Origin of the sequence: Pseudomonas sp. RL_15y_Pfl2_60, from assembly GCF_963970595.1 — a bacterium.
In the GTDB taxonomy this organism is placed as follows: domain Bacteria; phylum Pseudomonadota; class Gammaproteobacteria; order Pseudomonadales; family Pseudomonadaceae; genus Aquipseudomonas.
Genome location: NZ_CAXAOE010000001.1, coordinates 971256 through 989036 on the forward strand (window position 1 = coordinate 971256; position 17781 = coordinate 989036).

Here is a 17781-nt window from a genome sequence, read left to right on the forward strand (position 1 = left end):
TTATTTGGATTCGTCTTTGTTTACGGAATTAAGCAAGAACTTACCAATCAGGTCTTCAAGGACCAACGACGACTGGGTGTCATGAATGGTGCCGCCATCTTTGAGCACCTCTTCTTCTCCCCCCACGCTGATACCAATGTATTTCTCACCCAACAGGCCAGCCGTCAGAATTGAGGCGGTCGAGTCTTCCGGCAGGTTATTGACCTCCTTGTCGACGGACATGGTGACGCGCCCGGTGTAGCTATCACGATCCAGGTCAATCGCCACGACCTTACCAATGGTCACCCCCGCCATCGTCACTTTGGAACGCACGGTCAGACCGGCGATATTGTCAAAGTACGCATAGACCTTGTAGGTATCTTCAGAGCTACCCATTGCCAGACCGCTGACGCGCAGAGCCAGTAGCATCAATGCCAGCAATCCGGCCAGCAAGAACAGGCCGACACCAACTTCCAGTGTGCGGTTTTGCATCAGAAATCTCCAAACATCAAAGCAGTCAGAATAAAGTCCAGGCCCAATACAGCTAAAGAGGCATAGACCACTGTTCGAGTAGTGGCTTGACTGATGCCTTCCGAAGTCGGCTCACAATCATAGCCCTGAAACACGGCAATCCAGGTCACAACAAATCCAAAAACGATGCTCTTGATCACACCATTGAGCACGTCATCGGTAAAAGACACGCTACTTTGCATGTTCGACCAGAACGATCCTTCATAAACACCCAGCCAGTCGACCGCGACCATCGCCCCGCCCCAGATACCGACCACGCTGAAGATCATCGCCAGCAAGGGCATCGAGATAAAGCCGGCCCACAGCCTTGGCGCGACAATATGCTTGAGCGGATCAACACCGATCATGGCCAGGCTCGAAAGCTGCTCGGTGGACTTCATGTTACCGATCTCAGCGGTTAATGCTGAGCCAGCACGCCCGGCAAATAACAGCGCGGCAACCACCGGTCCCAACTCGCGCAACAGGGTCAAGGCAACCATTTGCCCAACCGCCTGCTCCGAGCCATAGCTGGAAAGAATATTGAAGCCCTGCAGCGACAAGACCATACCGATAAACAGACCGGAAACCACAATGATCGCCAGGGACATAACCCCAACCGAGTGCAGTTGTTTGACCAGTAAATGAAATGAGTTGCCAGAAGTGCCGCGCCCTAACAGAGCACGCAGCAGGAACATTGATGAGCGCCCCAGGGTTGCGACCACATCAATACCGGCGCGCCCCAGCAAGGCCACCCGTTCGATTGGCGTTCTTTTGCGCATTAGCGCGCTCCCAGTAAATCGTCGCGGTAGCTAGCCGCCGGAAAGTGAAATGGCACCGGACCATCGGCTGCGCCCTGCATAAACTGCTGAATTCGCGGACTGTCCGACTTCATCAACTCACTGGGCGTACCTTGTCCCAACACCTGGGTGTTGCCCACGACATAGATGTAGTCAGCAATACTGGCGGTTTCAGCCAGGTCATGGGAAACCACGATACTGGTAATACCCAGTGCGTCGTTGAGCAGGCGAATCAATCGAACCAAGACCCCCATCGCAATGGGGTCCTGGCCAACAAAAGGCTCATCATAAATCAAAATCTGCGGGTCCAAGGCAATGGCCCGGGCCAGCGCCACACGACGTTTCATGCCACCCGACAGTTCATCCGGCATCAGCTCAATTGCACCGCGCAGGCCTACAGCTTGCAGCTTCATCAGCACAATATCGCGAATCATTTCTTCTGGAAGCTGGGTATGCACACGCAACGGGAAGGCTACGTTCTCGAATACATCGAGATCGGTAAACAGCGCGCCGCTTTGAAACAGCACGCCCATCTGCTTGCGCATGTCGAACAATTCACTGCGCGACAAGGTCGGCAGATTGACCCCATTGACCCACACTTCCCCGGCTGAGGGCTTCAACTCAGCTGCTATCAGCCTCAACAGGGTCGTCTTTCCGCTTCCGGAAGGCCCCATGATGCCGATCACTTTGCCGCGCGGGATGCACACATCGATATTTTTGAAAATATCTCGGTTACCGCGCTTAAAACTGACGTTTTTAAGCTCAACCGCGTAATGACTATCGGCGCCCATCTAAACTCCTTACAAACAACTCCCTTGGTAGACGCACGGCGTTAAACCGAAGACACCACGCCAACCATCAGGGCCGAATTAGGGGCGCAGCATACCACCACCCCAGAAGCGCTCCCAATATTAGCAAACACGACTAAGCGCTCATACTCGTAACGAACGCACATGAGCAACACAATTCTAAGATGAGCCGGCAACGCTTTCGGGCTATAATCGCTGGCTTTTACAGAGCATGACCTGGCCGACCGCTATGAACCAGTCAAACGACCTGATCAAATCCGCACAGCGCACCATTCGCCTAGAGCTCGAAGCAGTTGAAGAGCTGCTGCCCCGGATTGATGACAATTTTATCCGCGCCTGCGAACTGATCCTTTCGAGCAAAGGCCGGGTCGTTGTGGTCGGCATGGGCAAGTCAGGTCACGTCGGCAATAAGATTGCAGCTACTTTAGCCAGCACCGGCACCACGGCTTTTTTTGTCCACCCAGCCGAAGCCAGCCACGGTGACATGGGCATGATCACCCGCGACGACGTGGTGCTCGCACTCTCCAACTCGGGCTCGACCGCTGAAATCGTGACACTGCTGCCACTGATCAAGCGCCTGGGCATCAAGCTGATCAGCATGACTGGCAACCCCGAGTCGGCTTTGGCCAAGGCCGCCGAAGTCAATCTCGATGCCAGCGTATCGAAAGAGGCTTGCCCGCTTAACCTGGCACCCACCTCATCGACCACCGCATCACTGGTGCTGGGCGATGCATTGGCGATCGCCCTGCTGGAGGCTCGCGGCTTTACCGCTGAAGACTTCGCCTTCTCGCATCCCGGCGGCGCACTCGGCAGACGCTTATTGCTGAAAGTGGAAAACGTCATGCACACCGGCGACGGCTTGCCTACAGTCAAACGAGGCACCTCGCTTCGCGAAGCATTGTTGGTCATGACCCAGAAAGGCCTGGGCATGACCGTCATCATCGACGAGAACGGCTTGCTGGCTGGAATCTTTACAGATGGTGACCTGCGCAGAACTCTGGACCGAGAAATTGATCTACGAGAAGCAACCATCGATCAAGTGATGACCGCCCGTGGCAAAACTGCCCGTGCCGAAATGCTCGCCGCAGAGGCATTGAAGATCATGGAAGACCATAAAATCAGCTCGCTGGTGGTCGTTGACGACAACGATCGCCCAATTGGCGCGCTGAACATGCACGACCTACTGCGTGCCGGAGTAATGTAATGACCCCAGATTTCAAAGAACGAGCGCGCGCGATCAAACTGGCCATTTTTGACGTTGACGGCGTGCTGACGGACGGCAAGTTATACTTTCTGGTCGACGGCAGCGAATTCAAGACGTTCAACACCCTTGATGGCCAAGGCATTAAGATGCTGATCAACTCGGGCGTACGCACCGCAATTATTACCGGACGTAAAACCCCCGTGGTTGAGCGCCGCGCACAAAACCTGGGGATTCAACACCTTTACCAAGGGCGCGAAGACAAACTGGCAGTGCTCGACGAACTACTCGGCGAACTCGGCCTAAACTATGATCAAGTCGCCTATTTGGGCGATGACTTGCCCGACCTGCCCGTTATTCGTCGAGTAGGCTTGGGAATTGCTGTCGCCAACGCTGATCCATTTGTACGTCAACATGCGTTCGCTGTGACCCAGGCCAAGGGCGGAGAAGGTGCGGCTCGCGAATTCTGCGAATCGATTATGCTCGCCCAAGGCACCCTTGAAGCTGCTCAAGCGGCCTACCTGTAGAACTGCAAACCATGCGTAAACCACTGAACATATTGCTCCTCATACTCGGCGTACTGCTCGTGGCAGCTGCCGGGTATTGGAATATCAACCCGGACAGTTTTGCTGACAAACCGGCAAAGACCACTGCGCAAAACACAATTGACTTTTATGTGGTCAACTCCAAAACCGTGCAATATCAACCGGACGGGAAATTACATTACGAGCTGACTGCCGACAAAGTCGAGCACGCCAAAGCCTCGGATATCTCTTACCTGACACAGCCCGACCTGCTGCTATACCGTGGAACAGAGCTTCCTTGGCATGTGCAAAGTGAAAAAGGCGAAGTTTCCCCAGGCGGCAAGGAAGTCGAACTGATTGACAAGGTTCGAGTTAAACGCACCGACGCCAAGGGGCGTCCAACACTGCTTACGACCAGTCGCCTAACGGTAATTCCAGATAAGGAATATGCGCAGACGCAGCAAGCCGTTAGAATCGACGCAGCCAATGGGGTGACCACGGCGCAAGGAATGAAAGCGTATTTAAATGACAGCAGGATGCTCTTGCTGTCCAACGTAAGAGGCCAGCATGAGGTTCGTTAAAACCCTCCCCCTTCTGCTCAGCTTGGGTGCATCGCTAGGAAGCGTTCACGCCTGGGCTTTGCCAACTGACCGCGATCAACCGATCCGCGTGCAGGCAGACAGCGCAGAGCTCGACGACAAACAAGGTGTTGCAGTTTATCGCGGCGATGTCGTCATCACTCAAGGCACCATGATAATCAAGGGTGACACAGTCACCATTACCCAGAACGCCAAAGGCGAGATCGACGTTTTCACCTCGGTCGGACGCCCTGCCTACTATGAGCAGAAACCCGCTGCAGACAAAGAAATCGTCAAGGCCTACGGCCTGACCATTCAATACTTTGCCGCCAACGAGCGTATTGTCCTGATTGACCAAGCCAAGGTTATTCAAGAGGGAAATACCTTCGAAGGCGAGAAAATTGTCTACGATACGCAGCGCCAAATCGTCAACGCAGGCCGCGCAACAGGCACCAAGGTGACCTCGCCGCGCCCACGCATCGATATGGTGATCCAGCCGAAGAACAAACCCACCCAAGGGCAGTAATTAATGGCTACATTGAAAGCCCAACACCTGGCTAAAAGCTACAAAAGCCGCCAGGTTGTCCGTGACGTTAGCCTGAGCATCGACAGCGGCCAGATCGTCGGCCTGCTTGGCCCTAACGGTGCAGGTAAAACCACCTGCTTCTACATGATCGTGGGCTTAGTGCAGGCTGATCAGGGGCGCATCCTGATTGACGACCTCGACGTCAGCCATCAGCCCATGCACGGCCGCGCACGCGCCGGCATTGGCTACCTGCCTCAAGAAGCATCGATTTTCCGCAAGCTCAGCGTTGCCGACAACATCATGGCAATTCTCGAGACGCGTAAAGAGCTTGACCGTGCAGGCCGCGAAGCTGAACTGGAAAACCTCCTTGAGGAATTCCATATTCACCATATTCGCGACAACCTGGGCATGAGCCTGTCCGGCGGTGAGCGACGCCGGGTTGAAATTGCCCGCGCCCTGGCAACCGCACCGAAATTCATCTTGCTCGATGAACCATTTGCCGGTGTCGACCCGATCTCGGTTGGTGATATCAAGCAAATCATCCACCATTTGAAAGCCAAGGGTATCGGCGTACTGATCACTGACCACAACGTGCGCGAAACGCTGGATATTTGCGAGACCGCCTATATCGTCAGCGACGGCCAACTCATTGCGGAAGGTGATTCAGAAGCGATTCTGTCCAACCAGACGGTTAAAGAAGTCTACCTGGGCCATGAATTCCGCCTTTAACCCAGTTTTTCTCAACCGATTAGCGTCAACAGCTAGGCAAAGCACTGCAATTCGGGCATATAATTTGCTTCCTTGAGGCGCCCATCCGGCGCCCTGTAGTGGATTGCGCAAAGACGCCGGTAAATAAGGTCTGCAATGAAACCATCGCTAGTCCTGAAGATGGGCCAGCAGCTGACGATGACTCCTCAGCTGCAACAAGCCATTCGCTTACTCCAACTGTCGACCCTGGATCTCCAGCAAGAAATCCAAGAGGCACTGGAGTCAAACCCAATGCTCGAACGCCAAGAAGACGGCGAAGACTTCGATAACTCGGACCCCATGGCCGACGGCGCAGAGACCGCGACCACCGAGCAGCCTGTACAACAGGACAGCTACCAAGAAACCAGCTTCCAGGATACCCCGCAAACCGTGGACAACCTGGAAGATGGCGAGTGGAACGAGCGTATCCCCAACGAGCTTCCGGTGGATACAGCCTGGGAAGATGTCTACCAAACCAGCGCCAGCAGCCTGCCCAGCAGCAGCGATGACGACGAATGGGACTTCACCACACGCACCTCGACCGGTGAAAGCCTGCAGAGCCACATGCTCTGGCAGCTCAACCTGTCCCCCATGTCCGATAAGGACCGCTTGATTGCAGTCACCCTGATCGACTGCATCAACGTCCAGGGCTATCTCGAAGAAACCCTGCAAGAGATTCTCGAAGCCTTCGACCCTGAACTGGACATCGAACTGGACGAAATAGAAGCCGTCCTGCACCGCATCCAGCAGTTTGAGCCTTCTGGTATTGCCGCGCGCGACCTGCGCGAATGCCTGACCCTGCAACTGCGCCAACTGCCCGCCAAAACCCCTTGGCTTGCCGAAGCACAGCGACTTGCCAATGACTATCTGGATCTGCTGGGCAACCGCGATTACAGCCAACTGATGCGGCGCATGAAGCTCAAAGAAGATGAGCTGCGCCAAGTCATTGAACTGATCCAAAGCCTCAACCCACGTCCGGGCTCGCAGATTGAATCAAGCGAACCCGAATACGTGGTACCCGATGTCATTGTGCGCAAACACAACGAGCGCTGGCTGGTTGAACTCAATCAGGAAGCCATGCCCCGGCTGCGCGTCAATGCGCAATACGCAGGTTTTGTACGTCGCGCCGACTCTAGCGCCGACAACACCTTTATGCGCAACCAGCTGCAAGAAGCCCGCTGGTTTATCAAAAGCCTGCAGAGCCGCAACGAAACGCTGATGAAGGTTGCGACCCAGATCGTTGAACATCAACGCGGCTTCCTTGACTACGGCGACGAGGCGATGAAACCCCTTGTGCTGCACGATATCGCCGAAGCGGTTGGCATGCACGAGTCGACCATTTCCCGGGTGACCACCCAGAAATTCATGCACACCCCCCGCGGCATTTACGAGTTGAAATACTTCTTCTCCAGCCACGTCAGTACCTCCGAAGGCGGAGAATGCTCGTCTACAGCGATCCGCGCGATCATCAAAAAACTGGTTGCAGCGGAAAATGCAAAAAAGCCGTTGAGTGACAGCAAGATCGCTGGTTTACTGGAGACACAAGGCATTCAAGTAGCTCGACGCACAGTTGCTAAATATCGAGAGTCTCTCGGTATCGCGCCTTCAAGTGAACGCAAGCGACTGATGTAACAGCTGATGAACAGGAAGATCGTCTCAATCACTATCGAACTGACCCGCTCTTAGCTAAAAGCAGCCATACTAAGGGCGTAAAGGTGTCAGACTCGATTTCTGGGGGTCTTACGCGCCACAGTGTTCCGGCGGCAGGCAACTCAGCCTGTCTCTTACACACGGCAACAAGGAGAAAGCGGTATGCAAGTCAACATCAGTGGACACCAGCTGGATGTGACCGACGCCCTGCGCGACTACATCGACGAAAAATTCAGTCGACTAGAGCGCCACTTCGACAAGATTACCAATGTGCAAGTCATTATGGAGGTCGAGAAGCTCAAGCAGAAAATCGAAGCCACCTTACACATTGCTGGCGGCGAAATTGTCGCCAACGCCGAACATGATGACATGTATGCAGCAATCGATTTACTGACCGACAAACTCGATAGACAACTTATCAAGCACAAGGAAAAGCAGCTCGACCGTCAACAGGGCGCAATGGCCCGTTGATATCGCCCAACTCCTATGATCCGACTTGAAAATATCCTGACCCCCGGCCGTTCCTTGGTGAATGTGCCGGGCGGCAGTAAAAAACGTGTTCTCGAACAGATTGCCAACTTGGTTGCGCGCGAATTGCCCGACCTCGATGGACAAGACATTTTCGAAAGCCTTATCGCCCGCGAAAAACTTGGGTCCACTGGTTTTGGTAATGGCATCGCCATTCCACACTGCCGTTTGCCTGCGTGCAATGCACCCATCAGCGCCTTGCTCAAGCTCGAATCGGCTGTCGATTTTGACGCGATTGATGGCGCCCCGGTTGACTTGCTGTTCGTGCTATTGGTGCCTGAGGCCGCGACGGATGAACACCTTGAGCTGCTTCGTCAAATAGCGAGCATGCTTGACCGCAGCGATGTCCGTGAGCGACTGCGCCAGGCGCAAAGCAATGACGCCCTGTATCAGGTTGTTGTCGACGTACAGAACAACAGCTAAACGACAGGGAACCTACATGCGCTTGATAATAGTCAGCGGGCGTTCAGGATCAGGTAAAAGTACCGCCCTTGATGTACTTGAGGACAACGGCTTTTACTGCATAGACAACCTGCCGGCCAGCTTGCTGCCTCAGCTAGCTGAACGAGCGTTTCAGCAAAAAGATTCAGTTCACCCTAACGTCGCGGTGTCGATTGACGCACGCAACCTGCCAAGCGACTTGAACATGTTTCCCGAGTTGCTTGAGCAAGTCCGTGCGCGCAATGTTCAGTGCGACCTGCTGTATCTGGACGCCAACGAAGAAACCTTGCTCAAGCGCTTCTCTGAAACGCGTCGGCGTCACCCCCTGACTAACGACAATCGTTCGTTGGCAGAAGCTATTACCGATGAAACCCTGCTGCTCGAGCCAATTATTGATCTGGCCGACCTGAAGATCGACACCACCCACCTGAATCTCTACCAACTGCGCGATACCCTCGCCTTGCGCCTGCTGAACAAGCCGGATCCGGGCACTGCATTTTTGGTTGAATCCTTTGGCTTCAAGCGCGGCATGCCGGTTGATGCAGACGTGGTGTTTGATGTGCGTTGCCTGCCAAACCCATACTGGCGCCCTGAGCTACGTGACTTCTCGGGGCTTGAAAAACCCGTTACGGACTACCTTGACAGTCAGGCGGACGTCCAGGACATGTACCAGGACATCCATGACTACCTGAGCAAATGGTTGCCACGTTTCGCGGCCAGCAATCGCGCTTATGTGACGATCGCCATTGGCTGCACAGGTGGGCATCACCGCTCGGTGTATATCGCCAACCGCCTGGGCAAAGCACTCAAGGCCCAGCTCAAAAACGTCCAGACCCGCCACCGCGACCTCAGTTAAGGAATTGCCGCGATGCCCGCCTGCGAAGTAACCATTATCAACAAGCTCGGCTTGCACGCACGGGCTGCCGCCAAGTTTGTCGGCGTTGCCACACAATACCCTTGCAGCATCAAGGTTGGCCGCACGCCAGAGAGCATGGTCGACGGAAAAAGCATCATGTCGGTTATGATGCTGGCAGCCGGTAAAGGCACCTCAGTTCAACTACTTACCGAAGGCGAACAGGATGAACAGGCGCTCGACGCCCTGCTCGAGCTGATCAACAACTACTTCGATGAAGGCGAGTAGCGAGATTGCGGCAAACCAATGGGCGGATGACAAACCATCACCCGCCCTGCCTGATCAGCTACCAGCAACGGTCATCCGCTCGATCAGCACCGAACCGGTGCGGATACTGCTGCGCAACTCCAGATCATTACCCACAGCAACAATTTGCTTGAACATATCCCGCATGTTGCCGGCTATGGTCACTTCCTGGACCGGGAACTGGATCTCACCGTTTTCAACCCAATAACCGCCTGCGCCGCGCGAGTAATCACCGGTCACCATATTCAGGCCGTGGCCCATTAACTCGGTCACCAACAGGCCACGCCCCATGCGCTTGATCAGCGCTTGCTGGTCTTCATCGCCGTGGGTGACAAACAGGTTATGCACGCCACCCGCATTCGCGGTGCTTGGCATGCCCAGCTTGCGCCCGGAATAAGTGCTGAGCACATAGGACAACAGCTCGCCGTTCTCAACAAAGGATTTGGCATAGGTCGCCAGGCCGTCGCCGTCGAACGACGCGCTGCCCATTGCCCTCGGAATATGCGGACGTTCATCGAGGCTCAGCCATTGTGGGAAAAGCTGCTGGCCGATAGCCCCTTCAAGGAACGATGACTTGCGATAAATACTGCCGCCAGAGATCGCCCCGAGGAAGCTGCTGAACAAGCCTGTAGCCAACTCAGCGGCGAACAACACCGGCACTTCACAGGTTGGCACTGGCCGTGCACCAAGCCGGCTGACAGCGCGCATGGCCGCACGCGCACCAATGGCTTCAGGGCTGGCCAGCAATTCGCCCTGACGATTCACGTCATACCAGTAATCGCGCTGCATAAGCCCGTTATCTTCAGCAATCATCACGCAGCTCAAGCTGTGCCGGGTGCTCGCGTAACCGCCAATGAAACCATTGCTATTGCCATAGACGCGACAACCCTGATGCGTACTCAAGGAGGTGCCATCGGCGTTCTTGATTCGCTTGTCGGCCTCGAATGCGGCGCTTTCGCAGCGCAATGCATGCTCAATCGACTGCTCGGGGGTAATCGCCCAGCCATGGTATAGATCCAGGTCCGGCAGCTCACGCGCCATCAGCGCAGCATCTGCAAGGCCCGCGCTTTCATCTTCTGAGGCATGCTTGGCAATCGCCAGCGCGGCCGCTACTGTCTCGCGAATAGCCGCATCACCTGTCGCCGAAGTACTTGCCGACCCTTTGCGCTGCCCCAGATACAAGGTGATGCCAAAGCCTTGGTCACGATTGAATTCAACGGTTTCGACCTCACGCTGGCGCACCGTGGTCGACAAGCCCTGCTCAACAGAAACCGCGACTTCACAGGCACTCGCGCCCTGTTTTTTGGCTTCGGCTATGATCTGCTCCACCTGAGCCTGTAACTGCGGCACCGCTTGTGGGCCAACGACGTCTACTGAACTCATACTTACTCCTGAAATTATTTTCGTTGTGAGCTGCACCCTGTCGGGCCCAACCGCTTACAACTCAGAACTAACTGCTATCATGACGACGTTTTCCAATGGATCGCCCCCATGTCTGAATACCTTGACGACTTCTCCACAGAGAAGAGTAAAACCCAGGTCAAACGCGAACTGCATGCCTTGCAAGATCTCGGTCAACGCCTGGCGGCCCTCAAGCCTGACCTGCTAAACAAACTCCCGCTTACCGAAGAGCTGCGTACTGCGTTGGCTGAAGCGCCCAAGCACACGGCTAATTCGGCGAAAAAACGTCACACCCAGTTTATCGGCCGGTTGATGCGCGATCAGGACACTGACGCAATTCTGACCCTGCTCGATCAACTTGACGCCTCGACACGCCAATACAACGAACGCTTTCACAGCCTTGAGCGCTGGCGCGACCGCCTGCTCAACGGCAACGATGAAACCCTTGAAAGCTTCGTCAGCGAATACCCTGAAGCCGATCGTCAGCACCTGCGCCAGCTCATCCGCCAGGGCCAACATGAAACTGCGCAAAACAAAGCGCCTACGGCTTCGCGTAAAATCTTCAAATACATCCGCGAACTGGACGAGAGCAAGCGCGGCCTGCGCTGATCTGTCGAAACCACTGCACGGGATCCCTCCCGTGCCTGAAAGCTGCAACGGCTCGCCTTGCAGCTTTTTGCATTCAAGATCCCAACTGGCTTTGCAGCCTTTAATCTCAAGCGCCAGTCCCACCGACGGTAATAGCATCAATTTTCAAAGTTGGCTGGCCCACCCCGACCGGGACAGATTGGCCATCTTTACCGCAAGTGCCTACGCCGCTGTCCAGCGCGAGATCATTACCCACCATCGAAACCCGGCTCATGGCTTCAGGGCCGTTACCGATCAGGGTTGCGCCTTTGACGGGCGCGGTGATCTTGCCATCTTCAATCAGATAGGCTTCGCTGGTTGAAAAGACGAACTTGCCGCTGGTGATATCGACCTGTCCGCCGCCCAGGTTGGCGCAATAGATGCCCTTCTTCACCGAGCGAATAATCTCTTGCGGATCACTTTCGCCTGCCAGCATGTAGGTGTTGGTCATACGCGGCATGGGCAGGTGCGCATAGGATTCACGACGGCCGTTACCCGTGGGGCGAACGCCCATCAGGCGGGCATTGAGCTTGTCCTGCATGTAGCCCTTAAGCACGCCGTTTTCGATCAACGTGGTGCACTGCGTCGGCGTTCCTTCGTCGTCCATGCTTAGCGATCCACGCCGCTCAGCCAGGGTGCCGTCATCGACGATAGTGCACAGGCTCGATGCGACTTTTTCGCCCATGCGGCCGCTGTACGCAGAACTGCCTTTACGATTGAAGTCACCTTCCAGGCCGTGGCCAACGGCCTCGTGCAGCAGCACACCCGACCAGCCTGCGCCCATTACCACCGGCATGCTGCCAGCCGGTGCAGCAATGGCTTCGAGATTGACCAATGCCTGACGCAAGGCTTCACGGGCGTATCCCATGGCGCGGTCTTCATTGAGAAAATAGCGATAATCAGTGCGTCCGCCGCCGCCATGCCCGCCACGTTCACGACGTCCATTTTGCTCAACAATAACGCTGACGTTAAAGCGCACCAAAGGGCGAATATCGGCTCCCAGAGCGCCATCGGTCGAAGCGACCATGACTCTATCCCACACGCCAGCCAGGCTGACGGTGACTTGCTTGATCCTCGAATCGAGCGCTCGGGTTGCCTGATCAACCTGTTTCAGCAGCTCAACTTTCTCAGCACGACTCATCACATCAAGCGGATTATTCGGCGCATACAACGCCGTAACATCGGCACTGCTAAAGGCGCGAACACAGCCATTTTGTCCGGAGCGAACAATAGAGCGTGCAGCCAGAGCCGCTTGGCTCAACGCCTCGGCGGTAATCGCATTGCTGTAGGCAAAGCCCGTTTTCTCGCCGGATTGAGCACGTACGCCAACACCTTGATCAAGATTGAAGCTGCCCTCTTTGACGATGCCATCTTCAAGCACCCAGGTTTCAGACACCTGGCTTTGAAAGTACAAGTCAGCCGCATCAATTCCAGGACCAGCCAATTCGCCCAGAACGCCGGGTAAACTATCGATAGTCAGGCCGCCCGGGCCTAACAGGTGATCGCTCACCGACACCAACATATCGCTCATAACTACTCCAAACCTGGCAGCCGCAGTTCGGCCGCTGCAAAAAATCGTTTATGCCCCATCACTGGCATGCGTTGACGAATCGAAGCCTGCTCGACAGCGTCTCGCGGTGCAACCAGAGCACCTTCGCCTTGCGCCTGGCTTATACAAATACTGCCCCATGGATCAACAATGGCTGAGTGGCCATAGGTTTCTCGACCACCCGGATGAACACCGCCCTGCCCAGCCGCCAGCAGGTAACATTGCGTCTCAATGGCGCGTGCACGTATAAGCACCTGCCAATGGGCGGCGCCGGTCACTGTGGTAAATGCAGACGGCGCTGTTATCAGTTCAGCCCCTGCGTCACGCAGAGCACTATAAAGCTCAGGAAACCGCAGATCGTAGCAAACCGTCAATCCAAGACGCCCGACGGGCGTGTCGGCGACGACCACATGGGTGCCAAATTCATAGTCATCCGACTCTCGGTAGCGCCCGCGATTATCTGCGACATCAACATCAAACAAGTGCAATTTGTCATAGCGCGCAACACGTTCGCCATCCGCATCAATCAATAAAGAACAGGCATTTGGCTTGGCGTCTGGCTGACCATCTGCAGGCAATGGAATAGTGCCAGCCACTATCCATAACTTGAGGTCACGCGCGGCCTGTTTCAACCATGGCAGGATAGGTCCTTGCCCTTGCGCCTCTTGACGACCAATCTGGCTATAGTCGCGACGCCCCATTGCGGCAAAATTTTCCGGCAATACAGCAAGGCGGGCGCCTTGCTCGGCAGCATTTTCAAGCAGCCTGCGCGCTTGCTGCAGGTTGGCCTGAATATCATCCTGGCTAACCATCTGAATAACTGAGAGGCTCATGATCTGTCCCCGGCGATAAGGCTATTTCTCGTCAGTCTACGCCCCTGGCAATATTCTGGCAGGCCGGGCGAGCCACTCATTTGGGCTTTTCAAAGGGTTTATCAAAGTCAATCTTGGGTGACTGGATCGGCCCTTTGACATCGTACTGCACACTGGCAAAGCGAGCGAAATGATCGCCAAGCAGCTTATCGACGACAAACAATGCACCACCGATTGCCGGTGCACCAACGATCAGCGCGGCGATAGGCAAATTGTTGGTAACAGGCAGTGTCACCAGTAATTTGGCATCGATTGACTCATCAACCATGTTCAGCGTGCCATTTAGCTCCAGGTCACTCGATGGCCCTTTGAGCGTGATCGGCCGGCTTGTTACATACACGCCGTTGGTGGCACGCAGGTCACCCTTGACCCGGTCGTAACTCAATCCTTCGCCCAGCAAGTCTGAAAAATCCAAACGCAGGCGCCTGCCAATGGAGTTGAAGTTGAGCAAACCAAAGACCCGCAGTGCCGATGCCGACCCCTGTACCTCAACAAACTGACCCTTGCGCAACGAGGCATTCATAGCGCCACTAAACCGCGCCAGGCTAAGATTCAAGGGCGAGCCGGGCCAGTTGCCATCAACGTCGAGGCGGAAATGCTCGCTGGTTGCCGTTGGCGCAAAGCCCCAGGCCTTCAAGACATCTTCCAGCTTCTCGCCCTCAAAGCGGCCCCTGTACCAACTTTTGGCGCGACTCCCCTCACCTTCCCAACCAGCAGTACCGTTGACCCTCAAGCCCGCGAGGTTGATATTCAGGTCACTGAACTGGACACCGTTGGTCACTGGACGAGCCTTAAAAGACGACGCCCCCAACGACTGCTCACCCAGCTTGACTTCAGCCACCTTGAGGTCAATCGACGGAATCTTGCGCGGGTCAACATCCGCCAGTGGGTCCGGCCCCTCTTCTTTGGCTACCGCGCTTTGCTCATGCTTGGGCAGGTGAATATACGCAAGATCTGCGCTGATTGGCCGTGATGAGGCGTCAGGAAACAGCACATTGCCCTTGGCCAGCGAGCTGTCGACTGACAAGGCCCAGGCCGCACCCGAACGCCTCACGCCCAGGCCAACGTCGCTGACCGTTTTACCAAAACCGACAAAACGCCCGATATCAAGCTGCGCATCGCTGAATGCCTGCAAGGCCGAGCCCTTCGATGAATTCATGTACGGGTTGATCGCCCGTTGCCAATCGGCCAAATCCAGTTCCGTAACCGAGCCACGTAAGCGATAACCCTTTTGCGACGGCAGTTGCGCCAATCCGCCGCCCAAGCGCAGCTCACCACGGCCTTGAAGAAAATCACTAGCGGGAGCGACACCATTGAAGCTCAGCAGGTTTGCATAACCCAGCTTGTAGCTACGCAGATCGCCGCCAAGCCCCAGTTCCAGTGTCGCATTGCGTTGTTCCTCAGCAGACTTGCCAAAAGGAGCCGGCAGGTCGATTGCCAGGCCTTTTAGCCCGGAGTCGATCTGCAAGCCGGTTTGCGCACCATCAATGTTCAAGCGCAACCGATACGGCAAACTGCCATTGGCAGGGATAGGCTGGGTAACCGCCAGCCACTGGGTCAGTCTCTGCAACGGGACTTGCCCGCTGACATCAATCAGACTGGTCGCCCGACCGTTTACCGCTTGCGCAATAGCCTTGCCTTTGGCTTTATGGCCCAGCAACTGCGCCTCAATGCTCGGCGCGCTCAGGCCTTTGGTCGTGTCATAGCGGAACGCACCCGAAACATGGCTGAGATCAAGCTTGGGATTGCCGATTTTGACCTCGGCATCTTTCGCGGTGAAATCCACAATCACCTTTGGGGGCGCGCCTTTGTGCAGCGGAATATCCAAGTCCAGCGCACCGGTTAAATCACCCTTGCCCTGCCAACCGGCAAATATATCGGCGGTGCCAATCGGTGCTTCTTTAAGAATCTTCAGGGCATCGCCCACACTGCTTTCCAGGTCGGCGGTCAACAGCAGGTTTGGCGGCGTGTCCGGACGTTCAAGTGGAATGGTGACTTGGACGTTCTTCGCCGTGCTGTTCAACACCTGGCCTTGCGGGACACGTATGCGCACCTGGTCATCTTCAATCAGCACTTCACCCCGGGCATTTTTGAGTTCAGGCCAGCCCGGCTGATAGGCCAACTCCGCATCATGCACGGCAAAGTACAGGCTGATGCTGTGAGATGCCTTGCTGGAGCCCTTGTTGAGCGAGCCTTGAAACTGGAAATAGCCTTGATCGACAGCACCAGCCTTGATCGAGGTCTTCAACCAATTGGCCAGTTCCGGGCTGAACTCGGGCACCCGTGTCGGCAGGTATTTTTCTGTGAAGCGTGCATCGCCTTCGGTAATGCCAACACGTAGATCCATGTAATCCTCGACCTCAGGATCACCAGTCAAGCGAATAAGAAAGTCAGCCGCAGCTTTGCCTTCATCGCCAGTGGCCTGCACATAGGGGCTGCGCAGCGTCAGGCCTTGCTCATTGATCCGCCAGTCAACCTGGCCGCGGGCGGTGTGATACAGCCAGGCCTTGGGAAACAAGGTCGCCAGGTCGAGCGAAAACTCCTTGGCATCGAGCAGAATAGTGCCCGAACCCAGGTCACCGGTGACGCTGCCAGTGATATTTTCTATGCCCGGCACATGGTCATAGGCCGAGAAGCTGATTGCATCGGTATTGGTTGCAAATTGTACCCGCTTATCACCCTCGGCAGCAGGATGAAAACCAAGCGTGGCGTTGGTCAAGGCACCGCGAGGATTAAGCGTGGCCAGTGCCGTCAGCCCTTCGTCCGGCATGGGCGCCAGTGATTCCACCAGCGGCAGCAAGGGCGCAACCTCAAGGCGATCAAAGCTCAGCGCCCAGAACTCGGCAACATCCCCCTGCTTGGCATGTTGTTGCAAGGTAAAGTTCATGGGGCCGATTTGTTGCTCACCCGCACGCGCAGTGAAGTTGGACAGCTGGGCTTGCAAGCCACCGGCGTCACGCTCGAAGTAACTGTTGAGCTGCATGTCCGTCAGGATTGCCGGTTTGCGTTCAGCGTACTGCCCCTCAAGCTTGGCCACTTTGGCTTGAGTGACCGCGCGCTGCAGAGCACCGTCAGCCCAGGACAACCAGAATTGCCCGCCAAGCTGCAAATGACTCAAGGTCCACTTTTGCGTCAAGCCCTGTGGCAACCAGCTGGCCCAGTCGGTCTCGGGTAATTGCAGGTACACTTCAGCTTGCAGGTCGCGCCATTTCTTGACGTTCATCTGCGTACGCACCTGCAACTCCATAGGCTTGCCATCCGGCAGTTGCAAACGCCCATCGAGGCGCTGATGACCGCCAGCAAAACCCAATGTCAGATTCACGTAACGCAAGGTATGTGCGGGCTGGCCAGCGGCAGCCAGAGTCACCTGACTGTTGAGCAACGACAGGTGTCGCACCATTTTCAGCTGGGCCAGCAGTTTTTCGACATCGACCTTCGTATCGTCCTGCGGCTTGGGCAGGCCTTCGACCTGCCATTGACCGGTGTCGCTCTGCACCACACTGAGCTGCAAACCATCGATCGCCAGTAACTCGGCGCGAGGCTGCATGGCCATTGCACTGGCGACCAGATCAGGAATCAGGCGAATTTGATCAAGACGTACGGCATTGGCACCTTTGCCCAAGGTTACGTCATGGGCAACCAGCACCGGGGCCAGGCCATGCCAACTACCTTCCAGCGAACCTATTGATACAGGCAGACCCAAGGCTGCCTGCGCCTTGTCTTCGGCCTGAATACGGTATTCGGCAACCAGCGGGGTGAACAGCCGGCCAAGACTGACCAGCAGCGCCGTGACGATTAACACCAACGCACAGAGCCCTAGGCTCCAACGCAGAACCCTTGCCAGCCAGCCTCCAGAGCGAGCCAACTAACTCAAACCTGTGCG

18 protein-coding genes are annotated in these 17781 nt (G+C 55.8%); 11 read left to right on the top strand and 7 right to left on the bottom strand.

What is annotated here, in order from left to right; all coding sequences use genetic code 11:
• Genes mlaD through AACY26_RS04610 form a run of 3 tightly spaced genes read right to left on the bottom strand, consistent with a single transcriptional unit; the run spans position 1 to position 2077 of the window.
• Positions 1–471, bottom strand: a complete 471-nt coding sequence (gene mlaD, locus AACY26_RS04600; protein WP_339511401.1) for an outer membrane lipid asymmetry maintenance protein MlaD — start codon at positions 469–471, stop codon at positions 1–3.
• Entirely contained in the window at positions 471–1268 is a 798-nt protein-coding gene (gene mlaE / locus AACY26_RS04605) for a lipid asymmetry maintenance ABC transporter permease subunit MlaE (protein ID WP_339511403.1), read from the bottom strand. Before mlaE ends, mlaD begins: the two co-directional genes overlap by 1 nt.
• Positions 1268–2077: an ATP-binding cassette domain-containing protein gene (locus AACY26_RS04610; RefSeq protein ID WP_339511405.1), complete on the bottom strand. Its 810-nt coding sequence runs from the start codon at positions 2075–2077 to the stop codon at positions 1268–1270. The genes mlaE and AACY26_RS04610 overlap by 1 nt, the downstream gene beginning before the upstream one ends.
• Positions 2078–2324: 247 nt before the next feature.
• Here AACY26_RS04610 and AACY26_RS04615 point away from each other — a divergent pair, with 247 nt between their 5' ends.
• From AACY26_RS04615 to AACY26_RS04660, 10 genes are all read left to right on the top strand, one after another.
• On the top strand, positions 2325–3299 hold the full coding sequence (locus AACY26_RS04615) for a KpsF/GutQ family sugar-phosphate isomerase (protein ID WP_339511407.1): 975 nt from the start codon (positions 2325–2327) through the stop codon (positions 3297–3299).
• Positions 3299–3823, top strand: a complete 525-nt coding sequence (locus AACY26_RS04620) for a KdsC family phosphatase (RefSeq protein ID WP_339511409.1) — start codon at positions 3299–3301, stop codon at positions 3821–3823. Before AACY26_RS04615 ends, AACY26_RS04620 begins: the two co-directional genes overlap by 1 nt.
• Before the next feature lie 11 nt (positions 3824–3834).
• The gene (lptC, locus tag AACY26_RS04625) at positions 3835–4401 is read left to right on the top strand and encodes an LPS export ABC transporter periplasmic protein LptC (RefSeq protein ID WP_339511411.1); all 567 of its coding nucleotides are present in this window, start codon (positions 3835–3837) and stop codon (positions 4399–4401) included.
• A complete protein-coding gene (gene lptA / locus AACY26_RS04630) occupies positions 4388–4924 on the top strand; it encodes a lipopolysaccharide transport periplasmic protein LptA (RefSeq protein ID WP_339511413.1) in 537 nt (178 codons plus the stop codon). The genes lptC and lptA overlap by 14 nt, the downstream gene beginning before the upstream one ends.
• Before the next feature lie 3 nt (positions 4925–4927).
• Positions 4928–5653 (top strand): LPS export ABC transporter ATP-binding protein, encoded by a 726-nt coding sequence (gene lptB, locus AACY26_RS04635; protein ID WP_339511415.1) that lies wholly within the window; start codon positions 4928–4930, stop codon positions 5651–5653.
• Positions 5654–5788: 135 nt separating this feature from the next.
• The gene (locus tag AACY26_RS04640; RefSeq protein ID WP_339511417.1) at positions 5789–7303 is read left to right on the top strand and encodes an RNA polymerase factor sigma-54; all 1515 of its coding nucleotides are present in this window, start codon (positions 5789–5791) and stop codon (positions 7301–7303) included.
• Between the two features lie 180 nt (positions 7304–7483).
• Positions 7484–7792 carry a ribosome hibernation-promoting factor, HPF/YfiA family gene (hpf, locus tag AACY26_RS04645; protein WP_339486518.1) on the top strand — a complete coding sequence of 103 codons (309 nt, stop codon included), beginning with the start codon at positions 7484–7486 and terminating at the stop codon, positions 7790–7792.
• 15 nt (positions 7793–7807) lie between these two features.
• A complete protein-coding gene (ptsN, locus tag AACY26_RS04650; RefSeq protein WP_339511419.1) occupies positions 7808–8272 on the top strand; it encodes a PTS IIA-like nitrogen regulatory protein PtsN in 465 nt (154 codons plus the stop codon).
• A gap of 16 nt (positions 8273–8288) precedes the next feature.
• A complete protein-coding gene (gene rapZ / locus AACY26_RS04655) occupies positions 8289–9146 on the top strand; it encodes an RNase adapter RapZ (protein WP_339511421.1) in 858 nt (285 codons plus the stop codon).
• A gap of 12 nt (positions 9147–9158) precedes the next feature.
• On the top strand, positions 9159–9431 hold the full coding sequence (locus tag AACY26_RS04660; protein WP_339511424.1) for an HPr family phosphocarrier protein: 273 nt from the start codon (positions 9159–9161) through the stop codon (positions 9429–9431).
• Between the two features lie 54 nt (positions 9432–9485).
• Here AACY26_RS04660 and pmbA read toward each other — a convergent pair whose 3' ends face one another.
• Positions 9486–10832, bottom strand: a complete 1347-nt coding sequence (gene pmbA / locus AACY26_RS04665) for a metalloprotease PmbA (RefSeq protein ID WP_339511426.1) — start codon at positions 10830–10832, stop codon at positions 9486–9488.
• A gap of 108 nt (positions 10833–10940) precedes the next feature.
• On the opposite strand from pmbA, the gene yjgA reads away from it, so the two are divergent.
• Positions 10941–11459 (top strand): ribosome biogenesis factor YjgA, encoded by a 519-nt coding sequence (yjgA, locus tag AACY26_RS04670; RefSeq protein ID WP_339511429.1) that lies wholly within the window; start codon positions 10941–10943, stop codon positions 11457–11459.
• Between the two features lie 106 nt (positions 11460–11565).
• Here yjgA and tldD read toward each other — a convergent pair whose 3' ends face one another.
• The 3 genes from tldD to AACY26_RS04685 form a co-directional block, all read right to left on the bottom strand.
• The gene (tldD, locus tag AACY26_RS04675) at positions 11566–13008 is read right to left on the bottom strand and encodes a metalloprotease TldD (protein ID WP_339511431.1); all 1443 of its coding nucleotides are present in this window, start codon (positions 13006–13008) and stop codon (positions 11566–11568) included.
• A gap of 2 nt (positions 13009–13010) precedes the next feature.
• Complete coding sequence (locus AACY26_RS04680) at positions 13011–13859, bottom strand: carbon-nitrogen hydrolase family protein (RefSeq protein ID WP_339511433.1); 849 nt, start codon at positions 13857–13859, stop codon at positions 13011–13013.
• A gap of 76 nt (positions 13860–13935) precedes the next feature.
• Positions 13936–17763 carry a YhdP family protein gene (locus tag AACY26_RS04685; RefSeq protein ID WP_339511435.1) on the bottom strand — a complete coding sequence of 1276 codons (3828 nt, stop codon included), beginning with the start codon at positions 17761–17763 and terminating at the stop codon, positions 13936–13938.
• Positions 17764–17781: the final 18 nt, after the last annotated feature.

Bases quoted from the DNA above. Each gene is read 5' to 3' on its own strand.
- mlaE (WP_339511403.1), bottom strand. From the start codon at position 1,268: ATGCGCAAAAGAACGCCAATCGAACGGGTGGCCTTGCTGGGGCGCGCC.
- yjgA (WP_339511429.1), top strand. From the start codon at position 10,941: ATGTCTGAATACCTTGACGACTTCTCCACAGAGAAGAGTAAAACCCAG.
- AACY26_RS04660 (WP_339511424.1), top strand. From the start codon at position 9,159: ATGCCCGCCTGCGAAGTAACCATTATCAACAAGCTCGGCTTGCACGCA.
- AACY26_RS04680 (WP_339511433.1), bottom strand. From the start codon at position 13,859: ATGAGCCTCTCAGTTATTCAGATGGTTAGCCAGGATGATATTCAGGCC.
- pmbA (WP_339511426.1), bottom strand. From the start codon at position 10,832: ATGAGTTCAGTAGACGTCGTTGGCCCACAAGCGGTGCCGCAGTTACAG.
- lptC (WP_339511411.1), top strand. From the start codon at position 3,835: ATGCGTAAACCACTGAACATATTGCTCCTCATACTCGGCGTACTGCTC.
- AACY26_RS04615 (WP_339511407.1), top strand. From the start codon at position 2,325: ATGAACCAGTCAAACGACCTGATCAAATCCGCACAGCGCACCATTCGC.
- AACY26_RS04610 (WP_339511405.1), bottom strand. From the start codon at position 2,077: ATGGGCGCCGATAGTCATTACGCGGTTGAGCTTAAAAACGTCAGTTTT.
- AACY26_RS04640 (WP_339511417.1), top strand. From the start codon at position 5,789: ATGAAACCATCGCTAGTCCTGAAGATGGGCCAGCAGCTGACGATGACT.
- tldD (WP_339511431.1), bottom strand. From the start codon at position 13,008: ATGAGCGATATGTTGGTGTCGGTGAGCGATCACCTGTTAGGCCCGGGC.
- AACY26_RS04620 (WP_339511409.1), top strand. From the start codon at position 3,299: ATGACCCCAGATTTCAAAGAACGAGCGCGCGCGATCAAACTGGCCATT.
- lptB (WP_339511415.1), top strand. From the start codon at position 4,928: ATGGCTACATTGAAAGCCCAACACCTGGCTAAAAGCTACAAAAGCCGC.
- lptA (WP_339511413.1), top strand. From the start codon at position 4,388: ATGAGGTTCGTTAAAACCCTCCCCCTTCTGCTCAGCTTGGGTGCATCG.
- ptsN (WP_339511419.1), top strand. From the start codon at position 7,808: ATGATCCGACTTGAAAATATCCTGACCCCCGGCCGTTCCTTGGTGAAT.
- rapZ (WP_339511421.1), top strand. From the start codon at position 8,289: ATGCGCTTGATAATAGTCAGCGGGCGTTCAGGATCAGGTAAAAGTACC.
- hpf (WP_339486518.1), top strand. From the start codon at position 7,484: ATGCAAGTCAACATCAGTGGACACCAGCTGGATGTGACCGACGCCCTG.
- mlaD (WP_339511401.1), bottom strand. From the start codon at position 471: ATGCAAAACCGCACACTGGAAGTTGGTGTCGGCCTGTTCTTGCTGGCC.